The 25,455-nt window shown below is 71.5% G+C and carries 23 protein-coding genes; 12 read left to right on the top strand and 11 right to left on the bottom strand.

The genetic code is table 11. The annotated features are described in order from the left end of the window. Positions 1-18: 18 nt before the first annotated feature. Positions 19-522 (bottom strand): transcriptional regulator, encoded by a 504-nt coding sequence (locus tag AABA78_RS11175; RefSeq protein WP_338262944.1) that lies wholly within the window; start codon positions 520-522, stop codon positions 19-21. 242 nt (positions 523-764) lie between these two features. On the opposite strand from AABA78_RS11175, the gene AABA78_RS11170 reads away from it, so the two are divergent. From AABA78_RS11170 to AABA78_RS11160, 3 genes are all read left to right on the top strand, one after another. Then, positions 765-3,116 carry a lamin tail domain-containing protein gene (locus AABA78_RS11170; protein WP_338262943.1) on the top strand — a complete coding sequence of 784 codons (2,352 nt, stop codon included), beginning with the start codon at positions 765-767 and terminating at the stop codon, positions 3,114-3,116. 89 nt (positions 3,117-3,205) lie between these two features. After that, positions 3,206-3,796, top strand: coding sequence for a hypothetical protein (locus tag AABA78_RS11165; protein ID WP_338262942.1), 591 nt, complete (start codon positions 3,206-3,208; stop codon positions 3,794-3,796). Next, complete coding sequence (locus tag AABA78_RS11160; RefSeq protein WP_338262941.1) at positions 3,793-4,362, top strand: head protein; 570 nt, start codon at positions 3,793-3,795, stop codon at positions 4,360-4,362. Before AABA78_RS11165 ends, AABA78_RS11160 begins: the two co-directional genes overlap by 4 nt. Positions 4,363-4,379: 17 nt before the next feature. Here the strand turns inward: AABA78_RS11160 and AABA78_RS11155 are convergent, their stop codons facing one another. Further along, positions 4,380-5,036: an outer membrane beta-barrel protein gene (locus AABA78_RS11155; protein WP_338262940.1), complete on the bottom strand. Its 657-nt coding sequence runs from the start codon at positions 5,034-5,036 to the stop codon at positions 4,380-4,382. 207 nt (positions 5,037-5,243) lie between these two features. On the opposite strand from AABA78_RS11155, the gene AABA78_RS11150 reads away from it, so the two are divergent. The 3 genes from AABA78_RS11150 (at position 5,244) to AABA78_RS11140 (ending at position 8,928) form a co-directional block, all read left to right on the top strand. Continuing rightward, positions 5,244-5,933 carry a hypothetical protein gene (locus tag AABA78_RS11150; protein ID WP_338262939.1) on the top strand — a complete coding sequence of 230 codons (690 nt, stop codon included), beginning with the start codon at positions 5,244-5,246 and terminating at the stop codon, positions 5,931-5,933. Between the two features lie 149 nt (positions 5,934-6,082). Further along, entirely contained in the window at positions 6,083-7,006 is a 924-nt protein-coding gene (locus AABA78_RS11145) for a DUF2381 family protein (protein ID WP_338262938.1), read from the top strand. Continuing rightward, positions 7,003-8,928, top strand: a complete 1,926-nt coding sequence (locus AABA78_RS11140) for a serine/threonine protein kinase (RefSeq protein ID WP_338262937.1) — start codon at positions 7,003-7,005, stop codon at positions 8,926-8,928. The genes AABA78_RS11145 and AABA78_RS11140 overlap by 4 nt, the downstream gene beginning before the upstream one ends. Here AABA78_RS11140 and AABA78_RS11135 read toward each other — a convergent pair. Then, positions 8,901-9,233, bottom strand: a complete 333-nt coding sequence (locus AABA78_RS11135; RefSeq protein WP_338262936.1) for a PDDEXK nuclease domain-containing protein — start codon at positions 9,231-9,233, stop codon at positions 8,901-8,903. The genes AABA78_RS11140 and AABA78_RS11135 overlap by 28 nt on opposite strands. A 296-nt stretch (positions 9,234-9,529) precedes the next feature. Between AABA78_RS11135 and AABA78_RS11130 the strand changes: the two genes are divergently transcribed. The 6 genes from AABA78_RS11130 (at position 9,530) to AABA78_RS11105 (ending at position 16,782) form a co-directional block, all read left to right on the top strand. Then, entirely contained in the window at positions 9,530-10,201 is a 672-nt protein-coding gene (locus AABA78_RS11130) for an RNA polymerase sigma factor (protein WP_338262935.1), read from the top strand. After that, the gene (locus AABA78_RS11125; protein ID WP_338262934.1) at positions 10,198-10,998 is read left to right on the top strand and encodes a hypothetical protein; all 801 of its coding nucleotides are present in this window, start codon (positions 10,198-10,200) and stop codon (positions 10,996-10,998) included. Before AABA78_RS11130 ends, AABA78_RS11125 begins: the two co-directional genes overlap by 4 nt. After that, positions 10,995-12,728 carry a caspase family protein gene (locus AABA78_RS11120; protein ID WP_338262933.1) on the top strand — a complete coding sequence of 578 codons (1,734 nt, stop codon included), beginning with the start codon at positions 10,995-10,997 and terminating at the stop codon, positions 12,726-12,728. The genes AABA78_RS11125 and AABA78_RS11120 overlap by 4 nt, the downstream gene beginning before the upstream one ends. 93 nt (positions 12,729-12,821) lie before the next feature. Continuing rightward, the gene (locus AABA78_RS11115; RefSeq protein WP_338262932.1) at positions 12,822-14,141 is read left to right on the top strand and encodes a hypothetical protein; all 1,320 of its coding nucleotides are present in this window, start codon (positions 12,822-12,824) and stop codon (positions 14,139-14,141) included. 61 nt (positions 14,142-14,202) lie between these two features. Next, positions 14,203-15,903 (top strand): DUF6311 domain-containing protein, encoded by a 1,701-nt coding sequence (locus AABA78_RS11110; RefSeq protein ID WP_338262931.1) that lies wholly within the window; start codon positions 14,203-14,205, stop codon positions 15,901-15,903. A gap of 111 nt (positions 15,904-16,014) precedes the next feature. Beyond that, positions 16,015-16,782: a VOC family protein gene (locus AABA78_RS11105; RefSeq protein ID WP_338262930.1), complete on the top strand. Its 768-nt coding sequence runs from the start codon at positions 16,015-16,017 to the stop codon at positions 16,780-16,782. 21 nt (positions 16,783-16,803) lie between these two features. On the opposite strand, the gene larC is transcribed toward AABA78_RS11105, so the two are convergent. The 8 genes from larC to thiL all read right to left on the bottom strand — a co-directional run bounded on the left by larC (position 16,804) and on the right by thiL (position 25,358). Beyond that, entirely contained in the window at positions 16,804-17,970 is a 1,167-nt protein-coding gene (gene larC / locus AABA78_RS11100) for a nickel pincer cofactor biosynthesis protein LarC (RefSeq protein WP_338262929.1), read from the bottom strand. A gap of 6 nt (positions 17,971-17,976) precedes the next feature. Then, the gene (gene larB / locus AABA78_RS11095; protein WP_338262928.1) at positions 17,977-18,729 is read right to left on the bottom strand and encodes a nickel pincer cofactor biosynthesis protein LarB; all 753 of its coding nucleotides are present in this window, start codon (positions 18,727-18,729) and stop codon (positions 17,977-17,979) included. 55 nt (positions 18,730-18,784) lie between these two features. Beyond that, complete coding sequence (locus tag AABA78_RS11090) at positions 18,785-19,375, bottom strand: chemotaxis protein CheC (RefSeq protein WP_171421466.1); 591 nt, start codon at positions 19,373-19,375, stop codon at positions 18,785-18,787. Then, a complete protein-coding gene (locus AABA78_RS11085; RefSeq protein WP_338262927.1) occupies positions 19,372-21,999 on the bottom strand; it encodes a chemotaxis protein CheW in 2,628 nt (875 codons plus the stop codon). Before AABA78_RS11085 ends, AABA78_RS11090 begins: the two co-directional genes overlap by 4 nt. A gap of 68 nt (positions 22,000-22,067) precedes the next feature. Then, positions 22,068-22,436, bottom strand: coding sequence for a response regulator (locus tag AABA78_RS11080; RefSeq protein WP_014400067.1), 369 nt, complete (start codon positions 22,434-22,436; stop codon positions 22,068-22,070). Positions 22,437-22,507: 71 nt separating this feature from the next. Beyond that, positions 22,508-22,930 carry a chemotaxis protein CheW gene (locus tag AABA78_RS11075; protein ID WP_120578197.1) on the bottom strand — a complete coding sequence of 141 codons (423 nt, stop codon included), beginning with the start codon at positions 22,928-22,930 and terminating at the stop codon, positions 22,508-22,510. A gap of 27 nt (positions 22,931-22,957) precedes the next feature. After that, the gene (locus AABA78_RS11070; RefSeq protein ID WP_171422024.1) at positions 22,958-24,331 is read right to left on the bottom strand and encodes a methyl-accepting chemotaxis protein; all 1,374 of its coding nucleotides are present in this window, start codon (positions 24,329-24,331) and stop codon (positions 22,958-22,960) included. A gap of 64 nt (positions 24,332-24,395) precedes the next feature. Beyond that, the gene (gene thiL, locus AABA78_RS11065) at positions 24,396-25,358 is read right to left on the bottom strand and encodes a thiamine-phosphate kinase (RefSeq protein ID WP_338262925.1); all 963 of its coding nucleotides are present in this window, start codon (positions 25,356-25,358) and stop codon (positions 24,396-24,398) included. Positions 25,359-25,455: the final 97 nt, after the last annotated feature.

Raw genomic sequence — 25,455 nt, 5'->3', positions numbered from 1 at the left:
TTCATGGGGAACGGAACTTCACGCCCCGGGCGCGGGTTTCTTGCGGCCCAACGTTTTCTTGGAAGCTGATTTCTTCGCGGCCCGGGCGCCCTTGGGGGCGGCGGGAGCGCCCGCAGTCTTCTTGCGCCCGATGGACTTGTCGGCGGCCTTCGGCTTGGCGGCGGTCTTCGCGCGGGCCGGGCGGCTGGGGGCGGCCTCCTGCGCCGGGGCGGCCCTGGCGGCCTCGCCGGGCGGAGGGGTGGAGCCGGGGCTGGCGCTGGAGCCGGGCTTGAAGGCCTCCTCGACGGAGGTCTCCACGCGGCGCACGGCGGTCTCGATCTTGTCCGCGGCCGTCTTGGTGGTGGCGGCGGCCCAGGTGCGCAGCTGCACCAGGCCCTCCTTCACCTTGGCCTGCTTCTCCGGATCCTTCACTTCCTTGAGGAGGCGCTCGGCCTCGCCGCGGAGGTCGTCCGTGGTGCGCTTGAGGTCCTCGCCGGTGCGCTTGAGGAAGTCCATCAACTGCCTGTCCCACTTCTCGGCCATGACGCGTCTCCTCCGTCTGCTCGAACCCATCCAACTGCACGTGCGGACCGGGCGCAAAGCCTTCCGCGCTGTCCGTGAAGGACGGCGGAGCGCGCCATCCATTGCCGTGTGGCAGTGCGTCAGGGGCTCCGCCGGGGTGCAAGCGGGGGAGCTGGCGACAGTCGGCTGCCAGACACGTTAAGGTGCGTGCCCTCTTCCGGGAAGGCCGCGTTGGGGCGGGCCCGGTGCTGGAGCGTTCCTCTATGTCGTCCCGGTCCCTCCGAGCGTTCGCGTCGCTCGTCCTCGTCACCTCCCTCGTCACGCTGGCCGCCTGTGGTTCGCAGGAGCCGGAGTCGGCGGGGCCGGTGCTGCCCCAGGTGACGCTGCCGGCGGCCACGGTGGGCGCGGCCTTCGAAAAGCTGTTCACGGCGACGGGCGGCACGGCGCCGCTGACGTACTCCGTGGACCAGGTGCCGCCGGGCTTCTCCTTCTACGGAGACACCGGGCGGCTGGTGGGGCCCGCGACGACGCCCGGCGAGTGGACGATGACGGTGGGCGTGCGCGACGCGAAGGGCATCCAGCACACGCGGGGCTATGCGTTGCGCGTGTGGCCGGCGCCGGCCATCACCACGGGCTCGCCGCTGCCGGCCGTGAAAGAGGGGAGCGCCTACACCTTCACCTTCAGCGCCACGGGGGGCGCGCCGCCTTTGACCTGGTCGCAGGAGGGAGGCGCGACTCCGCCGGGCCTGGACGTGACGGAGGACGGGGTGCTGAGCGGCACGCCGCAGGGTCCGGGACTGTATGAGTTCACGCTGCGGGTGGAGGACGCCAACGGGGCGCACGCGGAGGCGGTCATCCAGCTGCCCGTGCAAACCCAGTCGGGAGAGCTGCCCGACGGGGGTCCCATCACGGACGGCGGGACGAAGACGGACGGCGGGACGAAGACGGACGGCGGGACGGATGGCGGGACGCAGCCGACGGCGGTGGGCTTGAAGGTGGGCAACTGGAACATCGAGTGGTTCGGCTCCACCGCCGAAGGACCGACGGACGAGGCGCTGCAGCTGGCCAACGCGACGGCGGTCATCGCGGACGCGGGGCCGGACGTGCTGGGCGTGGCGGAGATCGTCGGCGTGGACGCGTTCAACTCGCTGAAGGCGGGGCTCTCCGGCTACAGCGGCCTGCTCGCCAGCGAGTGGCCCTACGGCACGACGGACCAGAAGGTGGGCCTGCTCTACAAGACGGACGCGGTGGAGCTGGTGAACTCGAACGTCGTGCTGACGGAGTGCGCGTCGGACTTCGCCTACCGGCCGCCCCTGCGCGTGGACCTGAAGGTGATCCGCGGCGGCGCGAAGGTGGACCTGACGGTGATGGTGCTGCACATGAAGGCGTACGCGGACGCGGACTCGTACGCGCGGCGCCAGGGCGCGGCGTCGTGCCTCAAGAGCTACCTGGACACGTCCCTGCCGACGCAGAACGTGATGGTGCTGGGCGACTGGAACGACGACGTGGACGCGTCCATCTACACGCCGAACCCGTCGCCGTACGCGAACCTGGTGAGCGATTCCGCGCGGTACAAGTTCCTCACCCAGCCGCTGTCGGAGTCCGGTGAGCGCTCGACGGTGAGCAACAGCCAGTTCATCGACCACCAGTTGGTGACCAACGAGCTGGCGGCCTACTACGTGGCGAACTCCGCGGAGGTGCTCAGGCCGAACATCGTCAGCTACAAGAACACCACGTCGGACCACTACCCCATCTTCAGCCGGTTCAACTTCGGCTCGGTCGCGCAGGCGGGCAGCGTGAAGGTCACGGCGCCCAATGGCGGTGAGACGCTGCAGGCGGGCACGACGTTCAACATCACCTGGACGTCGAGCAACGTGTCGCAGGTGAACCTCACGTACACGCTGGACGGGACGGTGTGGCGCACGGTGGCGTCCAACGTGGCGGCGTCCACCGGGCGCTACACGTGGACGGTGCCGAGCGAGTCCTCCACGGCCGCGCGGGTGCGAGTGGCGGACGCGGCGCGCGCGGACGTGGCGGACGTGAGCGACGGAGCGTTCACGATGACGCGGCCGACGCAGACGGTGTTCATCAACGAGTACCTGCCGCAGCCCTACCCGCCGCCCGGGGGCGGGACGACGCCGGACTACGACCAGCAGTTCGTGGAGATCTACAACGCGGGTCCAGGGTCGGTGGACCTGAGTGGCTGGAAGATCCACGACGCGAAGTCGTACTCGGGCGTGGAGGCGGCGCGGCACACGTTCGTGACGGGCACGGTGCTGCCGGCGGGCAAGGCGTACGTGGTGTACTCGGGGGTGTCCGCGGTGCCGGTGGGGGCGACGTATGCGACGTATGCCAACAATGGTGGCTACGGGCTGCGGTTCGACAAGGGCGTCAACCAGGGTGGCGCGGGCGACGCGGTGTACCTGGTGCGCGCGGACGGCACGGTGCAGGACAGCCATTCGTACCAGAGCTCCAACGTCACCGTGACCCAGGGCTATTCGTTCAACCGCTCCCCGGACAGGAGCGCCACGGGGAGCTGGGACCTCTGCTACAACGTGGGGGGCTACCTCTACGCGTCGACCCCGGGCTACCGCGCGAACGGCTCCGCGTTCTGAGCGGTTCGCGGTGACATGACTTCCACCCGGGGTTCTGCTTGGGTGGAAGGATGCATGTCGGGGCTCAGGTCGGGAGGGGCGTCACGGCCGTGGCGCTGTGCCTGTGGCTCGCGGCCTGTGGAGCCACCCGCGCGGCGGTGCCTCCGCCCTCACAGGAAGAGCTGCCCCGGCGGGTGTTGCTCCTGCGGGAGGCCCCGGATGGGAGCTTCACCCAGGAGTGGCGGCCGGCGGGGGAGTTCGACCTCGCCCCCTACGTGAGGGCGCCCGAGGGCCGGCGCATCGTGCGGACCGCGCGCTCCGTGCGGGACTGCGATGCGGAGAACGTCGAGTGCATCCAGCAGTGTATGAGCACTCCTCTGCCTCGTGGATATGGCCATGTCCGCATCCCGCGAGGCACGGGCGGAAAGAATGACCACTGCGTCAGGCAGTGCGAGCCGGCCTACAAGGACTGCCTCGAACTGGAGAAGCTTCGTCCCCAGGAGTTGTCCTCCACCGAGGCACTGTCTGACTGGGCGAGCCGCCACCGCGAATCCCTGCTTGTGGGCAGCGTCATCGTCATCGCAGGGGTCGCCTTTGTTGTTGTCTCCGCGAGCGCGGGGCTGATCATCCTGGCCCCAGCGTTGCTCATGACAGCCCACGACAGTGCTTCCGTCCTCCCTCTTGCGGAAACCCGTCCATGACCAGCCTCTTCGACCAGATTGAAGTGCTCGGGCGCGTCCTGCTCGACGATGCCCCGAAGACTCCTGGGGGCGAAGAGGCGATGCGCACCGCCGCGGCTGCCATCCAGTTCATCGACGCGACAGGGCAGGCCGCCGATTTCGAGGACTACGTCCGGAACCTGGAGGCCTACGCGCCGCCTCTGGCCATCGCCCGGTTCGACACCCGGCAGGATGCCGATGCCTGGCTGATGGCCCAGAAACGTCCACCGTCGTTTGCATCCATCCTGGTGGCGGATGAGTACTTCTCCGTCTTCTTCAATCCCACGAGCGGGTGGAGAGGCCTGGGTCGTCAGCCTCGACTCGAGTTCTATCTCCAGGAGATGGCGGACCAGAGGCTCACGCCCTCGGGCCTGTCCTTCGCCACGAAGGCGGAGGCGGAGGCGTGGATGAACCAGCAGCCCACGCCGCCCCAGCAGGTGGTCATCGACATCGCGGGGGCGCCGTATCTGGCGGCCTACCACCACCGCATCGACTACCGCGTCCTCTATCCCCTGCCCGCCCCCACGCCTCCTTCGTCGGAGACGTGAGGGCTTCGCGGTGGTGACTACAGCCGGAACTGCACGCGCACGCCCGGCTGGATCCAGACGTGGATCTGCTTCGCGTCGCTGGAGAGGTCGTCGCTGATTTCCGCGGCATTGCCCAGACGGACCGTGCCCTTGTTGTACTGCCCCACGGACGCGGAGATGTAGGGCCCCACCGCGATGGAGCGGGTGAGCTGGAGGTCCACGCCAAAGTGGGCGTGGCCCAGGTCATAGCCCTCGAGCTTGAACCAGGAGCTCCCCGCCCCTTCGCCCACTTCCAGCGAGCCGATCTCATAGCCCACGCCCACGCCCACCCAGGGCGAGACGAAACCGGCCGGCCGGAAGTGGTAGTCCAGGTCGATGCCGAAGCGCAGGACCTTGCTCTTGCAGTCCACTCCATCCGAGCACTCGTCACCGGGACCGGAGCCGATGCCGTACTGGAAATAGGCGCCCAGCGAGAGCTGCCGGTTGAAGAAGTAGGAGACGTCCACCTGCGGCGCCACGGTGCTGCCGAACGTGTCTTTCAGCGAGAGGTCCGTGCCGGCGTCGCCCACCGGAATGCCAAAGGCGCCGCGCACGCCCAGCGCGAGCCCGGAGTTCGAGGGCTCCTGCGCCGCCGCCGGCAGTGCACCCAGGCAGGAGGCCAGAACCAGCGATGCGATGAAGTGTCGAGCAGTCATGTCGTCCAGGGAGAAGGGCCGTCGTCCGACGGCGTTGGAGGTTGGCGGCGCCACGCACTGCAAGCGCGCGGCCAGGGGCTCCCTGATGCGGGCGCCCCGGCTTCGAGGGGCGTGGAGCGTGGGAATGGCCCTGAAGCGCGACAGGAATGTCAGGCTTTCGATGCGGGCCAGGGCGGGGCACGCCGTGCGAGAGTCCCGGCCCAAACCATGTCCTCCCTGCTGACCGAAGACTCCGACGTCGTCCGCTGGCTGCGCGCCGAACTCAAGGCCCGTGGGCTGACCCGCCTTGAGCTGTCCGCGTCGTTGAAGCACCAGGGCACGCTTCATGACGACACGTTGATCTTCACGGCGCCGGACGGCGCGCTGACGTTCGGGTCGCTGCCGGAGGCACCTCGCGCCCAGGTCCAGGAGCTGATGCGGCGGTATCACGCGTCGGCTCCCGGGCTGGGGGACATCGCGCTGTCCATCGTCTGCGACGCGCATGCGGCACCCCGCGTCCAGTGGATGGATGAGGTACAGCGGCAACAGGATGCGAAAGAGCGGGCCCGCGCGGAGGCCCACTTCGATTCACGGCACTACGGACGCGCGCTGGCGCAGCGGGTGGCGGAGTTGATGGATGCGGGGGCGGACCTGTCCATCACCGTGGATCCGCGCGACGGCGTGTCCCGCGCGCTGTGGAGGGCCGGGGACGGCTCGTACGCGCATGGGCTCCGGTACATCCAGGGGCACTCCCAGGCGAAGCAGACCTTCGCGTCTCGTGACGAGTTCATCCGCTGGCTCGGGGAACAGAGCGACGAGTCGCTGGCGAAGGCGGAGTTCCCGGACGACCCGCGCATGTGGGGACTTGGGACGTTCAACCGCGCGTACTTCGCCCGGAAGACGGGGCGGCGGTCGTAGACGACCTCCAGGTAGGTATTTCTCTCAAGGACGCTTGAGGTAGGCTGGCTTTTCCTTCTCCTTGCAGCTGCGTCCGGGCTTCCCAGGCCCGTGGACTTCCATGCGTGTCACCCCTATCTGTTAGGTTTGAAGGATGGAGGTGACCCGTGATGTCGCTGTCCGCTTCGGTCATTCCCCTGGTGCTCACGGTCCTGATGGGCACCACGGCGGTGGCGCAGTCCCGGACTCCCACGGTGCGGGAGCGCAAGGCCCGGCAGCTCACGCTGCGCGCGGAGGACCCTCCGGTGCTGCATGCACTGCATGTCACCGCCCATGAAGTGACCACCGTCACCTTCGATGCGCCCATCGTTCCAGAGTCCGTGGACCGGAGCGTGCTCGCGCCCTTCTTCTCCCGCGTGGCGGTGCATGAGGACGTCCTCGTGCTCAAGGCGGCCATGGACGTCCCCGCCGGAAAGGAGCCCGTGGTCACCGTGCGCTTCGCGGGGCCGGGTGCGCCTGCGCAGGTGGCGCTCGTGCTCACGACCGTGGCGGCGGAGGTGGATTCCCAGGTGGAGGTGTTCCGACAGGGGCGCACCGCGCAGGACCTGGGGAAGGAGCTCGCGGACCTGCGGGCCCGGTGCGCGCTCACCGAGGCGGGGCTCGCGACGCTGCGTGCGCAGTGCGCGCTGCGTGGACTGGGCGGCGCGGTGTTGATGGGGGATGTCACCCGTGAAGGTGTCGCGGTGGAGCACCTCCCGAAGCCTTCGTTGAGCCCGGGCATGACCGCCAAAGGCCCCCATGTGCTCTACCGCACGGCGAGCACCCGTGCCCTGTCGACCTCGCTGATCAACGCCGTGGGGAGTGCCCCTTGGATACCGGGCTTCGCTCGGATGACACCGCGCGGGCCCAACGCGCTGCCGGCCCGTGAGTTCCCTCTGCTCATGCAGGTGAAGCAGCTGGCGCCCGGGGAGCAAGCCACCGTGGTGGTGGAATGGCACGCGCTTCCGGACCTGCCCCCTGGCACGCACTTCACCCTGGAGCTGCTGGACGCGAAGGGCGAACGCGGCGTCCGCTGGGAAGAGGTGGAGCCATGAGCCCGCCCGAGGCAACGCCCGGCGAACAGGCCGGGCCTGAGCATCCTCCATCCACCCAGCCCGCGCAGAAGGCCCATGGCCCTGCCCGACCATCGTTGCTGCTGATGGTGGATGCGCTTCCTCCGGGTACCCCCATCGGTCCCTGGCGCGTCCTCCGTCGAGTGGCGTCAGGCGGGTACGGCACGGTCTACGTCGTTCATGCAAAGCACCGTCCTCGCGGCAAGCGGTACGCCCTGAAGCTGGCACGCCAACCCGACAGCCCCTGGTTCTCACGCGAAGCGGAGGTGCTGTCCCGCCTGCGGCATCCGGGAGTGCCTCGCTTCGTGGAGGCCGGGGCATGGCGGCCAGGCTCCGGGAGCTACCCATTCCTGGTGATGGGGCTCGTGGACGGCGAATCGCTCTACGAATGGGCCCGGACGCGCAACCCCACAGCCCGCGAAGTGGGCGCATTGCTCCTCCAGGCCGTGGAGATTCTGGCCTTCGCGCACCAGCAGGGTGTCCTGCATCGCGACGTCAAAGGGGACAACCTCCGCGTCCAGCCCGGTGGACGGCTCACCCTGCTGGATTGGGGTGCGGGCTGGCATCCCGAAGCGAAGCCTCTGACCGGAACAGGCCAACTGCCTCCTGGCACGGCTCACTACTTGAGTCCCCAGCTCCACCGCTGGCGAATGGCGGTGCCGTCGCAGGAGTGTCCTCGCTACGGCGTGACGGATGAGCTGTACGCACTGGGCGTCACCTTCCATCGATTGCTGACCGACAGCTATCCGGCGCTCGCGCTGGAGGGGGAAGGCCCCGAACGCGCATGGCCCAACCCGCTGGTGCCGGAGGCACTGGCTTCGCTTGTCACCCGCCTGCTCGCGTTCGCGCCCGAAGCACGGCCTCCGAGCGCCTCCGCCCTGGCCTTCGAACTGCATCAGGTCCTGGCCCATGCGGATGCAACCTGGGACCAGCCCCTGTTCGATTGGGCCACACCTGCCTCTGATTCCTCACGCACGACGCAGGAGGCGCCCGGGATGGCGGGGCCAGTGGCTCCGGGTCAGGAGGTGCCGCTCCAGCACGCACGTCTTCAGCGCCTGGACCGGATCGAACGCCTTCGCGAAGCCCGCGAGCTGCGTCGCCGGCTTCCCCGCCATGTCGCGCGGATGCAGGCCCAGGACATCCTCGCCGCGAGCACGGTGCGCCGCCGACAGACGCTGCGGGCGCTGTGGCGTCAGGGGGCCGTCGCATTCGCATGTGTGGCGGCCATGGCCTGTCTGGGATGGGGCCTGGGACTCTTTTCAAGGTCCGGCGGGGATGCGCCCGTTCGCCCGTCCCTGCCTTCCGTGGCGCGGGCGCCTGGGCCCGACCAAGCTGCCGCCTCCGGAGCGGCCCCTCCTTCCCCTGCGCCGCTCCCGCCGGAGAAGGACACCATGAGCATTCCCTTGAAGCAGGACCCACCTGTCCGCGGACGTTCGCTGTCACGCGGCTGCACGTGGGCTGTCGGAGCGGCGACAACCCTCATTGCTTGCTCGGGTGCGCAGGTGTTGCCCAAGCCCCAGCGATGCCCCACGGAAGCGCTGGAGGCCATGAAGGCGCTGAAGCTGCGGCGGGATGCGAAGGTCACCATCACGGTCGACATCCGTTATCCCGACCGGCTGGATGCCGACATGATTGCCGTGCACGACGGCGACATCGTCAGCGTCCAGGAGGAGGCATACGGCGGTCTTCCGAAGGGTACCCTTCTCTACGGACGGCTGTGGACAGGGGGAGAACGGGTCAGGGGCCGCTACACGCGAGCGGAGACGCCTGACGGCCGCACCTATCCTGTCTGCTTCGGCCTCGGGAACGACGATGGCTTCTGGCCGAGGGAGACGGGCTCCAAGCCCGGTGCCGCGCTCCTTCCCCGGACCGCGGGCTACACCGTGGTGGACGCGTTCCCGTAGACGTGACGTACCAGGGTCGCGGCGAGCATGCTGTATCGCCGCGTGCCCATTATTGGGGACCCAACCGACGTCGTAGCCGGGTTGCCACTTCCAGGGCTGTCGTTGCAAGTCGCGAGGCCCAGGTACTCGGCGACGAGCGTGGGCGACGTCGTGCGCGCGAGCGCGAACTCGACGACCTCGTCGTCCTTCGACGCGCAGAGCAGCACGCCGATCGAGGGCCGCTCGTGCGGCTTCTTCATGTCGCGGTCGATTCGCGCGTCTGGACGGGCTTCGCCTCGCTCAGGATGATGAGGTGATGGGTCCATGGCAATTGTGTCACCCGCGGTGACACTTTCTTGTCCGCGGGCAGGGCGACGCTTCAGCGTCTAAGCTTCCGCGAACCTCCCCAACGCTCGATGCAGGATTCGAACCCGTGGCCTTTGGCTCCGGAGGCCTACATCCGCGTTCGCAACAACCCCGGGGCCCGGGCTCAAGAAAACGCGCGCCGTGCGTGTGGCGACGACCGGATTTTCCGGGTCATTTCGTATCTCATTTCAGAAGGGGTCCGGCCGGGCCCTTGGACGGAGCCTTCCGCGTGCTGCCAGGAACAGAGCGGTCAGTCTTGGAGGCCTTCCGCCGGGGTGACACCGCCGTGCTCACCCAGGTCTACCGCACCTATTCGCCGGAAGTGCTCCGCTACCTGTCGCGGCGCTTCTCCGTGCACTCGGAGACCGGGACGCGCTCCCTCGCGCTCACGCCCCTGGACCTGGACGCCGCCCACCAGGAGACGTTCGTGCGGGCCTTCCGCCCCCACATGCGCCAGGCCTACGACGGCGTGCGCCCCTACCTGGGCTTCCTGCTCACCGTCGCCCGCTCCACCGCCATTGACCTGATGCGCGCCTCCGGCCGCGTGGCCCGCGAGGCCATCCCGCTGGATGACGCGCCGGAGCTCGCCCACGCCCCCACGGAGGGCCAGAGCCCCGAGGAGGAGGCCCTGGGCGCCGAGGTCCGCTCCATCGTGCGCCGCTTCCTGGAGGCCCTGCCCGCCGAAGGGCGCGCCCTGGCGCAGCTGCGGTTCATGGACGGCCTGTCCCAGGAGTCCGCCGCCGACCAGCTGAAGCTCACCCGCGGCGAGGTGCGGGTGCGCGAGCGCCGCCTGCGGTTGCAGTTCACCGAACACCTGAAGGACTCGGGCTGGTTGGACAGTGACGTCGCACCGGGGCGCCTGCAGCTGGGCGCCCTGCTGGCCACCCTGGCCCTGCTGTGCGCCATCCCATTCGGGAGCCTCCCATGAAGTGGTACGAACGACATGTGGACGCGGGGCTGACGCGCTGGTCCCTGGGGGAGCTGTCCGCCCCCGAATCCTCGCGGCTCTTGCGCCACGCCCACGCCTGCGCCCGCTGCGGCACCCGCTACGACAAGTGGGCCCGCGCCCACCGCGTCTTCGAGTCCGGCCAGACGGACACGCCCACCTCCACGGAGCTGGAGACGCTCACCGCCGCGGGGCTGGAGGCCGCCCTCACCGCCGCCGCCCCCGCGGACTCCGCCCCCGCGCGGTGGCCCACCCTGGCGGTGCTCGGCGCCACGCTCGCGGCCCTCTTCCTGGCGGTGGTGGTGACGCCCGCGTCCGTCGGCCCCACCGGGCCCGCCGCCCCCGCCGAACCCGAGTGGAGCCCGCGGGGGGCCGTGCATGACCCCACGCCGCCCACCGCGCCGCTGGCCCAGCCCGTCCTGCGCGTCTTCTGCGCGGCGCCCGGCCAGTCCCTGCGCGAGCTGCGCACCGGCACGGCGTGCACCCCGGGCGCCACGCTCGCCTTCGCGGCGGGGGCCCGTCCGCCCTACACCCACGTCGCGGTGCGCGTCCGCGCCGGCGGCCACGAAGAGGTCAGCGGCCCCTTCCCGCTCAGCGGCAAGGCCGGCGAGGAACACCCCCTGGAGCTGACGGTCGCGCTGCCCGCGGACTCCGATATGGCGGAAGTCACCGCGACGTTCTCCGAGCACCCGGACGCCACCCTGGCGGCCTTGCGTGACGGGACGACGGAGGGGGTGGTGGTGCTCAGGCAGGAGGTCCGGGTAAAGGATTCTCCATGAAGAAGCTGGAAGTGCTCCTGGGAGCGGCCCTGCTGGTGGCGGCTCCGGAGGCATTCGCGGACACCGTCCGGCGCGCGCTCGTCATCGCCCACAACGGCAGTGACGACCCGGCGCTCGCGCCGCTGCGCTACGCGGACGACGACGGCGTGCTGTGGGCGGAGACGCTCAAGCGGCTGGGCGTGGAGACCACGCTGCTGGTGGATCCGGACGAGCCCACGCGCAAGGGCGGCAGTCTGGTGCTGAAGGACGCGCGGGCCCCCACGCGCGCCGCGGTGGAGCAGGCGGTGAAGCACCTGCAGGCGGCGGCGCTCGCGGACCACGCGGCGGGCCGCCAGACGGACGTGCTCATCGTCTACGTGGGCCACGGCAACACGGACGACGCGGGGCGCGCCTACTTCACGCTCGCCGACGCGCGCCTGGACCGGACCAGCCTCTACGCGGAGGTCGTGGATCCGCTGGGCGCGGACTACGTGCACGTCATCGCGGATGCGTGCCGCGCCTCCGGCGTGGTGGGCAGCCGCGGGGGCACGCCCGACGCGGCGGTGCTGGCGGAGCTGCGCGGGGTGCTGGCGCGCGAGCAACTGGCGTCGCGCCCGCACGTGGGCGCCCTCTTCGCGGAGAGCGAGGACGGGGAGACGCACGAGTGGTCCCGCATCCGCGCGGGCGTCTTCAGCCACGTGGCGCGCTCCGGCCTGCTGGGCGGCGCGGACATCAACGGCGACGGGCAGGTGGAGTACAGCGAGCTGGCCGCGTTCGTGGCCGCGTCGCTGCACGGCGTGAAGGGCATGCCCGCGCGCCTGTCCGTCAACGCCTTCGCGCCCACGGCCGAGCCCCGCCGCCCGCTGGTGGGCCCCGCGCCGGAGGGCCCCTCCGTCACCTTCCCCGCGGGCTTCGAGTACGCGCGCCTCTCCGTGGAGGACGCGGACGGCCAGCGGCTGGTGGACGTGCGGCGCTCGCAGCAGCAGTGGACGCAGATCCTCCTGCCGCTGCGCGACGTGTACTGGGTGCGCGCGCCGAACGCGGAGGCGCGCGTCACGCTGGCGCAGCTGTCCTCGGGTACGCCGGAGCTGCGCCCGCGTGAATTGCAGGAGCGCGGTCCCGCGGAGGAGGCGCTGCGCCAGGGCCTGTTCGCCGTGCCGCTGGACCGGTCCTTCTACGACGAGTACGTCGCCGCCGTGGGGCTGGTGCCGGTGGACTTCAGCCACCCCTTCCAGCCGCCCGTCGTCGGTGGGGCGCACGCCCCGCTGGCCGTGGCGGCGCCGTCCGACTGGACGTCGAAGCTGGAGCTGGGCCTGGGCGCGGGGCGCTCGCCGCTGGGGCTGGCGAAGTTCGCCACCGGGCCCAGCCTGTCGTGGCGCACGCCGTCGTCCTCGCTGCACCTGCTCTACTACGGCGTGCGCGGGGCGTACGGCGTGACGCCGCTCGCGGCCCGGGACGGCATCCGACTGCACCGCTTCACGGTGGAGGGCCTGCTGGGATTGCAGGCCCCGGCGAGCACGCCGCTGTTCGCGGAGGTGGGGCTGGGCTGGGGGCTCCTGGGCCTCACGGCGCCGGGCTTCCGTCAGGCGGACCCCGCGCTGCTCACCGGCCACGTGGCCGCGGGCGTGATGGGGCGGCTGGGGGGCATGCCCCTGCGGCTGTCCGCCCAGGTGGGCATGGACCGCGTCACCGCCAACGGCCAGACCGGGATGGATCCGCAGTACGGCCTGGAAATCTCCCTGCGACGCTAGCGGACGCGGGCCGTCGGGCCCGGCCGTGTCCGCGCGCGGGTGCGCTGGTGTCGCGCCCCGCAAGCGCCAACCTCGAGCCCTGACGGTCCTCCCGTGTCCCGTTCCTTCCTCGTGCACACCGCGCTGTCGAGCGCCGCCGTGGCCGCGATCCTGCTGGCCGGCTGCGACCCCATCTGCACGGATGGGGTCTCCGGCCCCGGGCAGGGCAAGGTGACCCGGAACGCCGCCGGCACCTGCGTGCAGGTCGTGGTGACCCAACCCGACGCCGGGGAGGATGCCGGTCCGGGCACCGGTGACGCGGGCGACGCGGGCGGCGACCCCGACGCGGGCACGGACGGAGGCGTGTGCGGCGCCGGACCGGGCTGGACGGCGCAGGTGCTGGACGAAAACATCGACTCGCTCGCCACCGCGTTCGTCTTCGACGCGCAGGGCGTGGGCCACTACGCCTATTCGAAGGACGCCCACCTGTACGTGGGCACCACCCGGCCGGGCGACGCGCCAGCGCGGGTGGAGAACGTGTGGACCACCGGCTTCGACGTGCACATGAAGCTGGCCCCGGACGGCACGCACCACGTGCTGTACCAGTACGGAGAACACGTCGGCTACGCGACCGATGCCAACGGGGCCTGGGAGTTCTCGTACCTGGAGAGGGGCTGGGCGAGCGCCATCGCGCTCGACGCCGAGGGCCGGCCCCACGTGCTCATCGCCCGGCCCGCCCCCCTGGTGGGCTACCTGTATGGCTTCGAGTCCGCCACGGGCACCTGGAGCCAGGCCGTGTTGGAGGAGGTCGGGGCCGTGGGCGACCGCGAGCGGATGACCGTGGATGCCAACGGCCACGTGCACTTCGTGTTCGCACGCATGTCCGGCGCGCAGAGCCAGGTCGTGTACGCGAGCAACGTGTCGGGGACTTGGGCCGCCGAGCCGCTGAGCTGGTGGCTGCCCACGGGCTCGCCGCGCCTTCGCATCGCGCTGGAGGTGGACGCGACGGGGCGGCCCTCCCTGCTGGGCTCCGACGACCAGGGGGCGTGGCTGTGGGTGAAGGAGGACAGCGGCTGGAAGTCGTACGGGCTGGGCGCCTTCCGGAGCCGGGGGCCCGCGCTGACGCGGAGCGCGCTCTTCCCGAACATCCGTCACGCCCTGCTGGACGACGCGGACCCGGACGCGAACGTGAACGGGAGCGCCAGCCGGCTGGTCGTGAAGGCGCTGTACGGCACGGACCCCGTCGCCACGACGCCGCCGCTCGTCCTGGAGACGCTGGACGGCGGGAATGCGCTTCCCGGTCCCTCCTCGCTCCAGGTGGATGACCAGGGCCGGGTCCAGGTGGGCCTCTCCTACGCGCACTACACCTATCCGGCGGGCGGCGGCCTGCCGAAGGTCACGCGCGGCCTGAGCTACGCGCACTACTGCCCTTGAGGTCCGCGCGGGAAGCGGGCGGTTGCGGGGTACGGAAGCCGGCGCCTACAGTCGCCGCGCCTTGAGCGAGTCCGTCCCCTCCCTGAGTCCCCCGCCCCCTGCGTCCTCCTCCCACCGGGCCCTCGTCGTGGCGCGAGCGCTGGCGGTGCTCGGCGGGGTGGGCTGGTTCCTGTGGCTGGGCGGCGGGCAGGTGCTGCCGCCCACGCGCATCGACTGGATGATGCGCGAGGACTGGGCCGCGCACATCTTCGGCTGGCTCTTCTTCCGCAACGCGGACTGGACGCTGCCCCTGGGCGCGGCGCCCAACCACTTCTACCCGTACGGCTCGTCGGTGGCGCTCACGGACGGCAACCCGTGGCTGGCGGTGCTGTTCAAGCCCCTCTCGCCGCTGTTGCCCGTGGACTTCCAGTACACCGGGCCGTGGCTGGCGCTGTGCTACGCGCTGATGGGCTACTTCGGCGCGCGGTTGGTGGAGACGGTGTCCCCGCGTCCGGTGCCCATGGTGCTGGGCGGCACGCTGCTGGCGCTGTCCCCGGTGATGGCGGCGCGCTTCAGCCACCCCACGCTGTGCGCGCACTGGCTGCTGCTGGCCCTGCTGTGGCTCAACCTGCGCGACGTCCCGGACGCGCGCACCGCGACGCGGAGCCTGGGCCTCGCCGCCCTCTTCAACGCCATCGCGGCGGGCACCCATCCGTACTGGGTGGCCATGCTGATGCCGCTGACGCTGACGCTCGGGGTGCGGCTCGGCTGGAGCCGGAAACCCGGCCCCGGACGCGTCGCGGCGGCGTGCGCGGGCATCGCGGCGCTGGACGTCGTGCTGTTCGCCCTCTTCGGCTACTTCGGCGGCAGCGGGCTGGGCGCGGAGGGCTTCGGGGAGTTCTCCGCGGACCTGGCCACGCTGGTGAACCCGATGGGGTGGTCGCGCGTGTTGCCGGACCTGCCCGCCGGGCCCCGACAGGGCGAGGGCTTCGGCTACCTGGGCGCGGGAGCGCTGCTGCTCATCGTGCTGGCCGGGGTGAGCCTGCTAGCGCGCTGGCGTGAAGCGCGCGCGCTGGACTGGCGCCGGGTGCTGCCCGCGGCCGTCGTGGTCCTGCTCATGGCCGTGTACGCGCTGTCCTCCCGCGTGACGTGGCTGGGCCAGCCGGTGGCGGACCTGGGCAGTCTGTACGCGCCGCTGGCGAAGATGACGAACGCGTTCCGTGCGTCCGGCCGCTTCGTCTGGCCGCTGCACTACCTGCTCGTCGTGGGCGCGGTGCTGTGCGTGGTGCGCCTGTGGCGCGGCGTGCCCGCAGTCGCCGTGGCCGCGCTGACGGTGGCGCTGGCACTTCAGGCGTACGACGTGCGCGAACAGAAGAGCGCCCTCTTCAAGCCCGTGCGCTTCCAGCGGCTGAGGTCAGCGGACTGGGACGCATTGAAGGGCTCCTATCAGCACCTGGCCCTCTTCCCACCGCATGTGCAGTGGGTGTGCCGCTACGACGAGCCGCTGGTGAACGCGCTGGCGTATCAGGCGTACCGGCTGAAGCTCACGTTCAACAGCGGCTACGCGTCGCGCACGCCGGAGGCGCTCACGGCGGAGTGCCACGCGCCGCTGCCTCCGGGCGGCCTGGACGCGAGCACCGCGTACGTGGTGCTGCCGGAGCACCTGCGGCCCTTCCTGGACGCGGGCGCGAAGTGCGGCGCGGTGGAGGGCCTGCCGGTGTGCGTGGCCCCCGGCAACACGGATGCGTTCGCGCAGGGGCTCGCGCGTCAGCCCATTCGTTGACACAAAGCGGCACTGAAATTCCTTTCAGTATCCCTCCCGAGCGCTGTTACCTTGCAGGTAGCCCCGGTCTGCCGCCGGGGCCGCACTGCGAGGGGAGCGACGATGCCTGCGATGACGAAGCACGCTGCGGGGACGGTGTCTTGGGTGGATCTGGCGGCCTGGGACCTGGAGAAGGCCCAGGACTTCTACGGGGCGCTGTTCGGCTGGACGTTCGACCCCGGCACCAAGGAGAACGGCTACTACACGATGGCCCGCAAGAACGGCCAGCACGTGGCGGCGATGATGCCGCGTCCCAAGGACGCGCCGTTTCCGCCGGCCTGGAGCACCTACTTCACCGTGGAGAGCGTGGACCGCTCCGTCGCCCGTCTGAAGGAGCTGGGCGGCAAGGTGATGATGGAGCCCATGGACGTCATGGACGCAGGGCGCATGGCCGTCTGTACGGACAACACCGGCGCGGCCTTCGGCTTCTGGCAGCCGAACCTGTTCAACGGCGCGGGCCTGGTGAACGAGCCCGGCGCCATGGCCTGGCACGAGGCCAAGTCGCGCGACGGCGCGAAGGCCGTGGCCTTCTACAAGGACCTCTTCGGCATGACCGCGGACAAGATGCCGGATGAGCGGATGCAGTACTGGGTCGTGAAGAAGGACGGCCGTGAGACGGCCGGCGTGATGCAACTGGACGACAAGACGCCCGCCGAGGTGCCGGCCCACTGGATGACCACCTTCGCCGTGGCCGACGCCGACCAGGCCGCGGCCACCGTCACCGCCAAGGGCGGCAAGGTGCTCATGCAGCCGTTCGACTCACCCTACGGCCGCATCGCCATCGTCGCCGACCCCGGCGGCGCGGCCTTCGGTGTCATCGCGCTGGCGCGGCCGGCGTAGGCCCAGGCCCCGTCCCGAACCTCAGGGCGTGAGGGCCGCCATCGCGGCGGCCATCACCTGCTTCACCGGCACCCCGGCCGCGCGGGCCAGCCGGACGCAGTCGTCGAACTCCGGGTGCGCGTTGAGCACCCGGCCGTCGCGCAGGCCGCGCTTCACGCGGACCCTGCCCCAGGGCGTCTCCACCTCCACGAAGTCGCGCTCCAGCGCGTGGCGCTCCACCCGGTGGTAGCGCACGCCCAGCGACGTGGACTCACTCAGGAGCACGTCCACCACGGCCTCTCGCAGGCCGCCCTCCACCAGCGCGCCCAGGAGGTGCGCCGGCCGGCCCTTCTTCATCACCACCGGGGCCACCCACGCGTCCTTCGCGCCCACCTCCAGCAGCCGCTCCACCAGGTGCGCCAGCAGCTGCGGCGTGGCGTCATCCAGGTTCGCCTCCACCACCCACAGCCCTTCCGTGGCCTGCCTCTCCACGCGACCCAGCGACGCGCGCAGCACGTTGGGCCGGTCGCGGAAGTCCTTCGTCCCCACGCCGTAGCCCACCTTCTCCACGATGAAGTCCGGAGGGTGGCCAATCTTCGTCAGCACCTTGAGCAGCGCCGCGCCCGTGGGCGTCGTCAGCTCGCCCACGCCCTCGAAGCGCACGGGCACGTCGCGCAAGAGCTCCAGCGTCGCGGGCACGGGGATGGGCATCTGGCCGTGCGCCACGCGGATGGTGCCGCTGCCCAGCGGCGGCGGCGCGGCGTGCACCTCCGGGTCGCCCAGCAGCTCCAGCACCACCGCGGCGCCGCAGATGTCCACGATGGAGTCCACCGCGCCCACCTCGTGGAAGTGGATGGCGTCGATGGACACGCCGTGCACCTTCGCCTCCGCCTCGCCGATGGCGCGGAACACCGCCAGGGCCCGCGCCTTCGCGCGCTCCGGCAGCGTGGGCGCCGCTTCAATGAGCTGGCGGATGTCCGCGTAGGCGCGGTGCGGGTGCGCTTCCTTCGCGTCCAGCACCACGTCCAGGTGCGTGCCGCTGATGGCGTGGCGCACCGCGCGCGACACCGCCAGCTTCCAGCCCGGCACGTTGAGGCCGGACAGGGCCTGCGTCAGCGCGTCCGGTGACACGCCCAGGTCGATGCCCGCCGCCAGGAACATGTCCCCGGCGATGCCGCCCACGGGCTCCAGGTAGAGGATGCGTCGCATGGCGCGCTAGCTCCGGCCCTTCGTGCGGGAGATGAGCGCCGCGTAGAAGCCGCCGCCAAACCCGTTGTCGATGTTCATCGTGGCCACGTTGGAGGCGCACGAGTTCACCATCGAGAGCAGCGCGGAGATGCCGCCGAGGTTCGCGCCGTAGCCCACCGACGTGGGCACCGCCACCACCGGGATGCCGACGAGGCCGCCCAGCGCGCTCGCGAGCGCCCCCTCCATGCCCGCCACCGCCACGGCGACGTGGCACTCCTGAATCTCGTCGCGCCGGCGCAGGAGCCGGTGGATGCCCGCCACGCCCACGTCGTAGACGCGCCGCACGTCCGCGCCCATGGCCTGCGCGGTGAGCGCGGCCTCCTCCGCCACGGGGATGTCGCTGGTGCCGCCCGTCACGATGGCCACGCGGCCCGCCTTCACCTTGCGCTGGGGCAGGTGGAAGATGCGCGCCACCGGGTGGTACTGGCCCTTGGGGAAGCGCGCCACCAGGGCCTCCGCCTTCTCCGGCTGGAGGCGCGTCACCAGCACCGTCTGCTTGCGCTCCACGAGCGCACCGACGATGCCCAGCAGCTGCTCCACCGTCTTGGGCTCGCCCAGCACCACTTCCGGGAAGCCGAACCGGAGGTTGCGGTGCGTGTCCACCGTCGCGTAGCCCAGCTCCGCGTACGGCAGGTCCTTCAGCTTGCCCACCGCGTCGTCCAGGCTGACCTTGCCCGTCTTCACCTGGCCCAGCAGGGCCCTGAGCGCCTTCTCGTCCATGGCGTCCGTCTACCCCAGCCGCCCCCGGTCCTCCAGGCGGACGACAGGCGGCGGACTACAGGCCCAGCCGGGACAGCAGCGCCTGGGCGCTCCCGCGCTCCAGCACCAGCAGCATCTGGCCGCCCAGGTTCGTGGGGCCCGTGGCCGCGAAGCGCGCCGCCAGCACCACGCCCGGCCCGGGCTCCACGTCGCCCAGCACGCCCGCCAGCACCGGCCGCACGGGCCCCCGCTGGAGGTGGGGGACGGAGGGCAAGAGCCGCCAGCCCGTCAGCCGCCCGATGGCCGACAGGCACGCGCTGGCCAGGATGTTCGCGGCCTCCGCCAGGGCGCTCTCGCGCTCCTCGGGGGACGCGGGGTGGCCTCGCACGAGCGCGGACTCCAGCGCCTCCGCGTCCCCGGACGGCAGCGTGAGCACCAGCGCGCCGCGCAGCTCGCCCGTCATGCCCAGGCGCACCGCGACGGCCGGGGCGTCGTCCACGAAGAGGGCCGGGCCGTGGGCCGCGTCCGTGACGCGCACCTCCGGGACGGACAGGTCCACGCGGCCACCCACCAGCCGGGCCAGGGCGTTGGCGCCATGTCCGCAGCCGATGTTGGCCACCTCGCGCAGGGCGTCGAGCTGCGCGTCACTGGGCAGGGGGGGGCTCACGCGGTCAGTAACCTCGGGACGTCCAGGATGAACACGGGACGACCGCTGCCCAGGATGGTCACGCCGGACAATCCCGGCAGCAAGTCCAGGGGGCGGGACAAGGGTTTGAGTACGACTTCCTCCTGCCCCAGGAGGCGATCCACCGCCAGCGCCACCTTGCCGGTGCCCGCGTCACCCTCCATCACCACGAAGGGCCGGAAGCCCGGCTTCGGCGCGGCGGGCACGCCCAGCAGCACCTCCAGGGCATGCACCGGCAACAGGCCGTTGCCGTGGGGCAGGAGCGCCGTCTCCCGGCTCTTGCTCAGGGCCTGCGGGTCCGCCTCCGTGGCGCCCACCACCTTGGCGATGGGCAGGCCGAACACCTCCTCGCCCACCTCCACCAGGAGCAGGTGCACCACGGCCACGGTGAGCGGCAGGCGCAGCGTGAAGACGGTGCCCCGGCCGCGCTCGCTGTCGATTTCGAGCGTGCCGCCCACGCTCTCCACCACGCGCTTCACCGCGTCCATGCCCACGCCGCGGCCGGAGATGTCGGTGATGTCCTTGGCGGTGGAGACGCCCGGCAGGCACGACAGCAGGAACGCGTCCCGGTCCGCCATGCGCTGGGCGGCGTCCTCGGTGATGAGGCCGCGCTTGAGGGCCGCGGCCTTGAGCTTCGCGGGGTCCATGCCCCGGCCGTCGTCCTCGATGTCGATGATGACGCGGTCGCGGGCGCGGCGCACCGTGACGGTCACCCGGCCGCGCGCGGACTTCTTCGCGGCCAGCCGGTCCTCCGGCGACTCCAGGCCGTGGTCGATGCAGTTGCGCAAGAGGTGCAGCAGCGGATCCGCCAGCTCGTCGAGGATGGCGCGGTCCAGCTCGATTTCGGCGCCGGTGATGACCAGCTCCACCTCGCGCTCCTTGCGGCGGGCGAGGTCGCGCGCGGCGCGGGGCAGCCGGTCGGTGATGAGCGACAGCGGCGTCATGCGCGCGCTCATGACCTTGTCGTGCAGGTCCTTCACCAGCGTGTGCAGCCGGTAGACGCCCTCCTCCAGCGCGGGGCGGGTGTTCTCCGGCAGCACCTTGCCCACTTCGCGCAGGCGCGCGGTGGCGAGCATCAGCTCCCCCACCGTGTCCAGGAAGTAGTCGAGCAGCTCCGTGCGCACGCGCACCGTGCGCGAGCCCGCGTCCGCGGTGGCGCCCCGCGCGGCGTCCGACGCGGGCGCGGCGACGGGGAGCGGGGGCGGCTCCGGGACGGAGGGGGCGACGGAGACGACCTCCACCTCGGCCACGTTGCGCAGGGCCGTCTGGATGCCGGCCTCGCCCACGCCGGTCTCCACGTCCACCTGGATGTAGCCGTCGGGGATGCGGCCCGCCTTGAGCTCCTCCAGGGGCGGCCGCAGGTCCACGAGCGTGCCCAGGGTGGACAGCCGCTTGTGCACGAGGAACGCGCGCACGCCGGGCACCTGGCAGGTGGGGGAGATGCGCAGCCGCACGGACCAGCGGGGCGTGCCGGGCTTGCCGTCCGCGACGCTGGCGACGGCCTTGAGGCCCGTGGCGAGCGTCGCCACGGAGGCGGCGGGGTCTCCCTCCGGCACCGCCGCCAGGGCCCGCGCGATGGGGGCGCCGTACAGGGCCTCCGGGCCGCTCAGGTCGCGCGGCGGCATCAGGGTGGCCGGCGGCATCACCGTCTGCGCGGAGGACACCATCGCGGCGGAAGCCCCCGCCGGAGCCCCCGTCCCCGTGGCTCCTGGAGTCGAAGCGCCACCGGTCCCGTCCGACGCGGAGGCGCCCGAGGCCGAAGCCGCGGAACCTCCCGGAGCTCCCGCGCCCGCCGCGCTGCCCGGAGCTCCCGCGCCCGACGCACCGGCTCCCGAGGCTCCCGCCCCGCCCGCGCCCGACGCACCGGCTCCCGAGGCTCCCGCCCCGCCCGCGCCCGACGCACCGGCTCCCGAGGCTCCTGCCCCGCTGCCCGGAGTTCCCGCGCCCGATGCACCGGCTCCCGACGCGCTGCCCGGAGCTCCCGCGCCCGACGCACCGGCTCCCGCCGCACTGCCCGGGGTTCCCGCGCCCGATGCACCGGCTCCCGAGGCGCTGCCCGGACCGCCCGCGCCGGAGGCAGGCCCGGCGGAACCGCCCGGCGTCCCCGAACCCGAGGCTCCGTCAGGCCCCTCACCGCCGCCCGCCCCCTCGCCGCCGTCTCCGGGCGTCGAGGACTTGAGCACGGTGACCTGGGCCACGCGGGTCGTGGCGGGGGCATGCCCGGTGAGCGCCTCCACGCGGGTGCCCAGCTGCTTGAGCAGCCCTTCGGCCTGCTCCGGTTCACGGTTGGACGCGACGGCGCGCACCTGGGCCGTGAGCGTGTCCGCGGCGTTGAGCAGCAGGTCCACCAGGTCCCGGTCCAGGAGCTTGCGGTCCTGCCGCACCGCGTCCACCAGGTCCTCCACCCGGTGCGCCAGCATCGCGATGGGCTCGAAGCCCATGGACGACGCCATGCCCTTCACCGAGTGGGCGTGCCGGAACATCGAGTCCACGGTGCTGGCGGTGGCCTCGCGCTCCAGCGCCACGAGGTCCCGCCCGAGCGCCTCCAGGTGCTCGGTGGCCTCCGAGATGAAGAGGCCCAGGTACCGGGACATGTCCATCGTCATGAGCCGGCACCTCCTTCAGGCGGACCAAGGCCGCGACCCGGGCGGGCGCGGCCCCCTTTCGCGCCGCTTCAGGCCTCGCCCAGCACCTTCTTCACGACCGCCAGCACGTCCTCCGCCCGGAACGGCTTGACGATGAAGTCCGAGGCGCCCGCCTCGATGGCCTCCATCACCAGGCTCTCCTGCCCGAGCGCGGAACACATGATGACGACCGCGCTGCTGTCGGCCTTGATGATTTCCCGCGTCGCTTCGATGCCGCTCTTGAAGGGCATCACGATGTCCATCGTCGTGAGGTCCGGCTTCAACTCCTTGAACTTCTCCACGGCCTCCAGGCCGTTGGCCGCCTCACCGACGACCTCGAACCCTCCAGACGCAAAGATGTCCTTGATCATGTTGCGCATGAAGATGGCGTCGTCGACGACCAGCACCCGCTTAGCCATGTGAAGAACTCCGCCTCCGTTTCAGGCCTAGAGGGAGCGCACCCTATCACCGGCCGTTTCCGGGGGGCTACTCACTTGGAGGGAGTGAACAAGGCAACGACCGCCGCATCAAGTCCTTCCGGATCCAGCACGGTCACTCCCAGACCGCCCAGGCGGGCAACACCGCGAACCGCGGGCATGGCCTTGCCCGGCGCCGCGCTCACGCGCTCCACCGCCTCGATGCCGTCCACATCCGTCACCAGGAGGCCCAAGTCCCTGCGACCCCGGTCCAGTAGCACGACACGGCACAAAGGCGTGGGACCTTCTGGCAGGTGCAAGAGTTGCCGCAGCTCCACCACCGTCACCACCCGGCCGCGCAGGTTCATCACCCCGGTGATGGCGGCCGGGGCGCGGGGCACCCGCGTGTAGCGCTCCGGGGGCACGACGACCTCCCGGACGGCCGACAAGGGCAACCCGTAGCGTTCCTTCTCGACCCGGAAGATGACGTGCCGCACGGTGGAGGCCCTCGGGGGCCCGGGGGCTCAGGGCCCCAGGCGGAAGCTGCGCACCACGCTCTGCAGCTCCACGGAGAGGTTGGTCAGCTCGCTCGCCAGCGACGTCATCCGCGACACCGCGGCCGTCTGCTCCTGGATGACGGCCTGGATGGCCTCCGTGGAGCTGGCGTTGTTCTTCGCCACGAGCTTGATCTCCTCGATGGCCTTCACCATCTCCTCGCTGCCCTTCATCTGCTCGCGGGTGCTGTCGGAGATGAGCGTCACCTTCTCCGCGCCCTTGCGCGCGGTGTCGGTGATGGCCCCCATGGAGCGCATGATGTCGGTGAGGTCCTCACGGCCCTCCGCCAGCTCCGCGATGCCTTCCTTCATGGCGCTCACGACGGAGGTGGACTGGCCGGAGATGTCGCGCGCCAGGCGGGAAATCTGCTCCGCGGAGCGGCCCGCGCTCTCCGCCAGCTTGCGCACTTCATCCGCCACCACCGCGAAGCCGCGGCCGTACTCGCCCGCGCGCGCCGCTTCAATGGTGGCGTTGAGGGCCAGGAGGTTCGTCTGCTGCGCCACCTGGGTGATGGCGTCGACGATCTTCGAAATCTCCTGCGTCTTCTCGCCGAAGGCGAACACCTGCTGGCTGGCGGACTCGATGCGGTTGAAGACCTTCTTCACCTTGTCGCCCGCGAGCCGCGCCGCCTTGGAGCCGTCCTCCGCGCTGCTGCTGGTCTCCGCGGACGTGCGGGCCGCGTCCAGGGCGCTGGCCGCCGTGCGCTGGATGCTGCCGGCCATCTCCGTGATGACCTTGGAGGCCTGGGACACCAGCTGGGACTGGGTCTCCGCGCCGCTGGCGATCTTCTCCATGGACGAGCCCACCTCCTCCGTGGACCCGTTGACGTTCTCCGCGCTGCGCTGGAGGTCGATGGCGGTGTCCGCCACGCTCTTGGCGGTGTCTTGAATCTTGCCCACCAGCTCGCGCAGGTTCTCCTGCATGCGGGAGATGGCGCCCGTCAGCTCGTCGATTTCGTCGCGGGTGCTGTGCACCTCCGCGGCCACGGGCTTGGACAGGTCGCCCTGCGAAATCTCGAAGGCGGAGCGGCTGAGCACCTTCACGCGGGTGACGCGCGCCAGCAGGGCCGGCAGGTACGCCGCGCCGCCGAAGGTGAGGAGCACGCCCACGCCCACGCGGATGATGAAGGCCCAGCGGCCCCAGGACGCGTCGAAGAGGCTCTCCGTGCAGAGCAGCCACGTGCCCAGCAGCAGGCCCAGGAGGATGTAGCCGGTGGTGATCTTCCGGTGCAGGGACTGCTCGCGGACCACCTTGGGGCCCTCGACGGCGCGCAGCAGTCGCTGCACCGGCTCGCGTCGGGGGGTGAGGCCAGAGGAGGGGTCGTCGCGAAGGGGGCGGCGCACGGAGTGCTTTCAGCGGGAGGGGCGGAAAACAGCCCAGGGGTTTAGCCTTGCTGTCCGGTACGGGTCAATCATCCGGCCGGATCTGCCTGCCTGACCGGGCGAAGTGGTCGAATCCGGCGGGCGGGGTCAGAAGGCGCCCCCCTCTGTCGCGAACCCGCAACGTCCGCTCCCGGGTGAGCGCGCCAACGCGCGTCACCGCCTGCCCGGCGCGAGCACACGCCCGCTCGAACGCCTGCATGCGTGAAGGTGGGACGGCGAGCAGCAGCTCGTAGTCCTCCCCTCCCCGCAGGGCCCCCTCCGGGCCCAGCGCCGAGCGCACGCCAGGGGACAGGGGCAGCCGGTCCAGCTCCAGCTCCGCCCCCACCCGGGACGCGGCGCACAGGTGCCCCAGGTCCTGGGCCAGCCCGTCCGACACGTCCATGCCGGCGGAGGCGAAGCGCGCGGCGAGCCGCCCCAGGGCGAGGCGGGGCTCCGGGCGGCGCTGGCGCTTCACGGCCGCGCCCCGGCGGACCCCGGCCAGGAGGTGCTGGAGGCCCAGGCGGGCGTCGCCCAGCGTGCCGGAGACGTAGAGCGCGTCCCCGGGCCTGCCGCCCGCGCGGGTGATGGGCGGCCGGGACAGCTCCCCGGTGACGGTGAGGGTGACGGACACCTCGCGCGCGGAGGTGAAGTTGCCGCCCACGAGCATGATGCGGTGCTCCTTCGCGAGCGCGGCCATGCCCCGGCCGAGCGCGGACAGCTCCCGGGCGGGGAAGTCCCGGGGCAGCGCGAGCGCGCAGACGAACCAGCGCGGCGTGGCGCCCATGGCGGCCAGGTCCGACAGGTTCACCGCGAGCGCCTTGTGGCCGATGTCCGCCGCGGAGAACGTCGCGCGGGTGAAGTGCACGTCCTCCACCACGGCGTCGGTGGTGACGCACAGCGCGCCCTTCATGGGGGCGAGCACGGCGCAATCGTCCCCCGGCCCCACCGGCACCCGCGCGCGTGGGAAGCAGGCGAGGAAGCGTTGGATGAGGTCGAACTCGCCGGGCATGGAGGCTGAGAGAGACCACGCCCGCGCCCGGTGACGCAATGCCGACCCGCGAACCGGCGGGCGGGAGCGGGCCCCCATGGCGTTGACGGTGTCGGAC

This window comes from Corallococcus caeni (assembly GCF_036245865.1).
GTDB lineage: Bacteria > Myxococcota > Myxococcia > Myxococcales > Myxococcaceae > Corallococcus > Corallococcus caeni.
This window is presented reverse-complemented; position numbering and strand designations above follow the sequence as displayed.

What these genes read in the sequence shown, in the direction of transcription:
- AABA78_RS11135 (WP_338262936.1), bottom strand. Translation starts at nt 9,233, where the DNA reads ATGGACCCATCACCTCATCATCCTGAGCGAGGCGAAGCCCGTCCAGAC.
- AABA78_RS11155 (WP_338262940.1), bottom strand. Translation starts at nt 5,036, where the DNA reads ATGACTGCTCGACACTTCATCGCATCGCTGGTTCTGGCCTCCTGCCTG.
- AABA78_RS11140 (WP_338262937.1), top strand. Translation starts at nt 7,003, where the DNA reads ATGAGCCCGCCCGAGGCAACGCCCGGCGAACAGGCCGGGCCTGAGCAT.
- AABA78_RS11085 (WP_338262927.1), bottom strand. Translation starts at nt 21,999, where the DNA reads ATGACGATGGACATGTCCCGGTACCTGGGCCTCTTCATCTCGGAGGCC.
- AABA78_RS11120 (WP_338262933.1), top strand. Translation starts at nt 10,995, where the DNA reads ATGAAGAAGCTGGAAGTGCTCCTGGGAGCGGCCCTGCTGGTGGCGGCT.
- AABA78_RS11150 (WP_338262939.1), top strand. Translation starts at nt 5,244, where the DNA reads ATGTCCTCCCTGCTGACCGAAGACTCCGACGTCGTCCGCTGGCTGCGC.
- AABA78_RS11125 (WP_338262934.1), top strand. Translation starts at nt 10,198, where the DNA reads ATGAAGTGGTACGAACGACATGTGGACGCGGGGCTGACGCGCTGGTCC.
- larC (WP_338262929.1), bottom strand. Translation starts at nt 17,970, where the DNA reads ATGCGACGCATCCTCTACCTGGAGCCCGTGGGCGGCATCGCCGGGGAC.
- thiL (WP_338262925.1), bottom strand. Translation starts at nt 25,358, where the DNA reads ATGCCCGGCGAGTTCGACCTCATCCAACGCTTCCTCGCCTGCTTCCCA.
- AABA78_RS11160 (WP_338262941.1), top strand. Translation starts at nt 3,793, where the DNA reads ATGACCAGCCTCTTCGACCAGATTGAAGTGCTCGGGCGCGTCCTGCTC.
- AABA78_RS11175 (WP_338262944.1), bottom strand. Translation starts at nt 522, where the DNA reads ATGGCCGAGAAGTGGGACAGGCAGTTGATGGACTTCCTCAAGCGCACC.
- AABA78_RS11145 (WP_338262938.1), top strand. Translation starts at nt 6,083, where the DNA reads ATGTCGCTGTCCGCTTCGGTCATTCCCCTGGTGCTCACGGTCCTGATG.
- AABA78_RS11170 (WP_338262943.1), top strand. Translation starts at nt 765, where the DNA reads ATGTCGTCCCGGTCCCTCCGAGCGTTCGCGTCGCTCGTCCTCGTCACC.
- AABA78_RS11105 (WP_338262930.1), top strand. Translation starts at nt 16,015, where the DNA reads ATGACGAAGCACGCTGCGGGGACGGTGTCTTGGGTGGATCTGGCGGCC.
- AABA78_RS11080 (WP_014400067.1), bottom strand. Translation starts at nt 22,436, where the DNA reads ATGGCTAAGCGGGTGCTGGTCGTCGACGACGCCATCTTCATGCGCAAC.
- larB (WP_338262928.1), bottom strand. Translation starts at nt 18,729, where the DNA reads ATGGACGAGAAGGCGCTCAGGGCCCTGCTGGGCCAGGTGAAGACGGGC.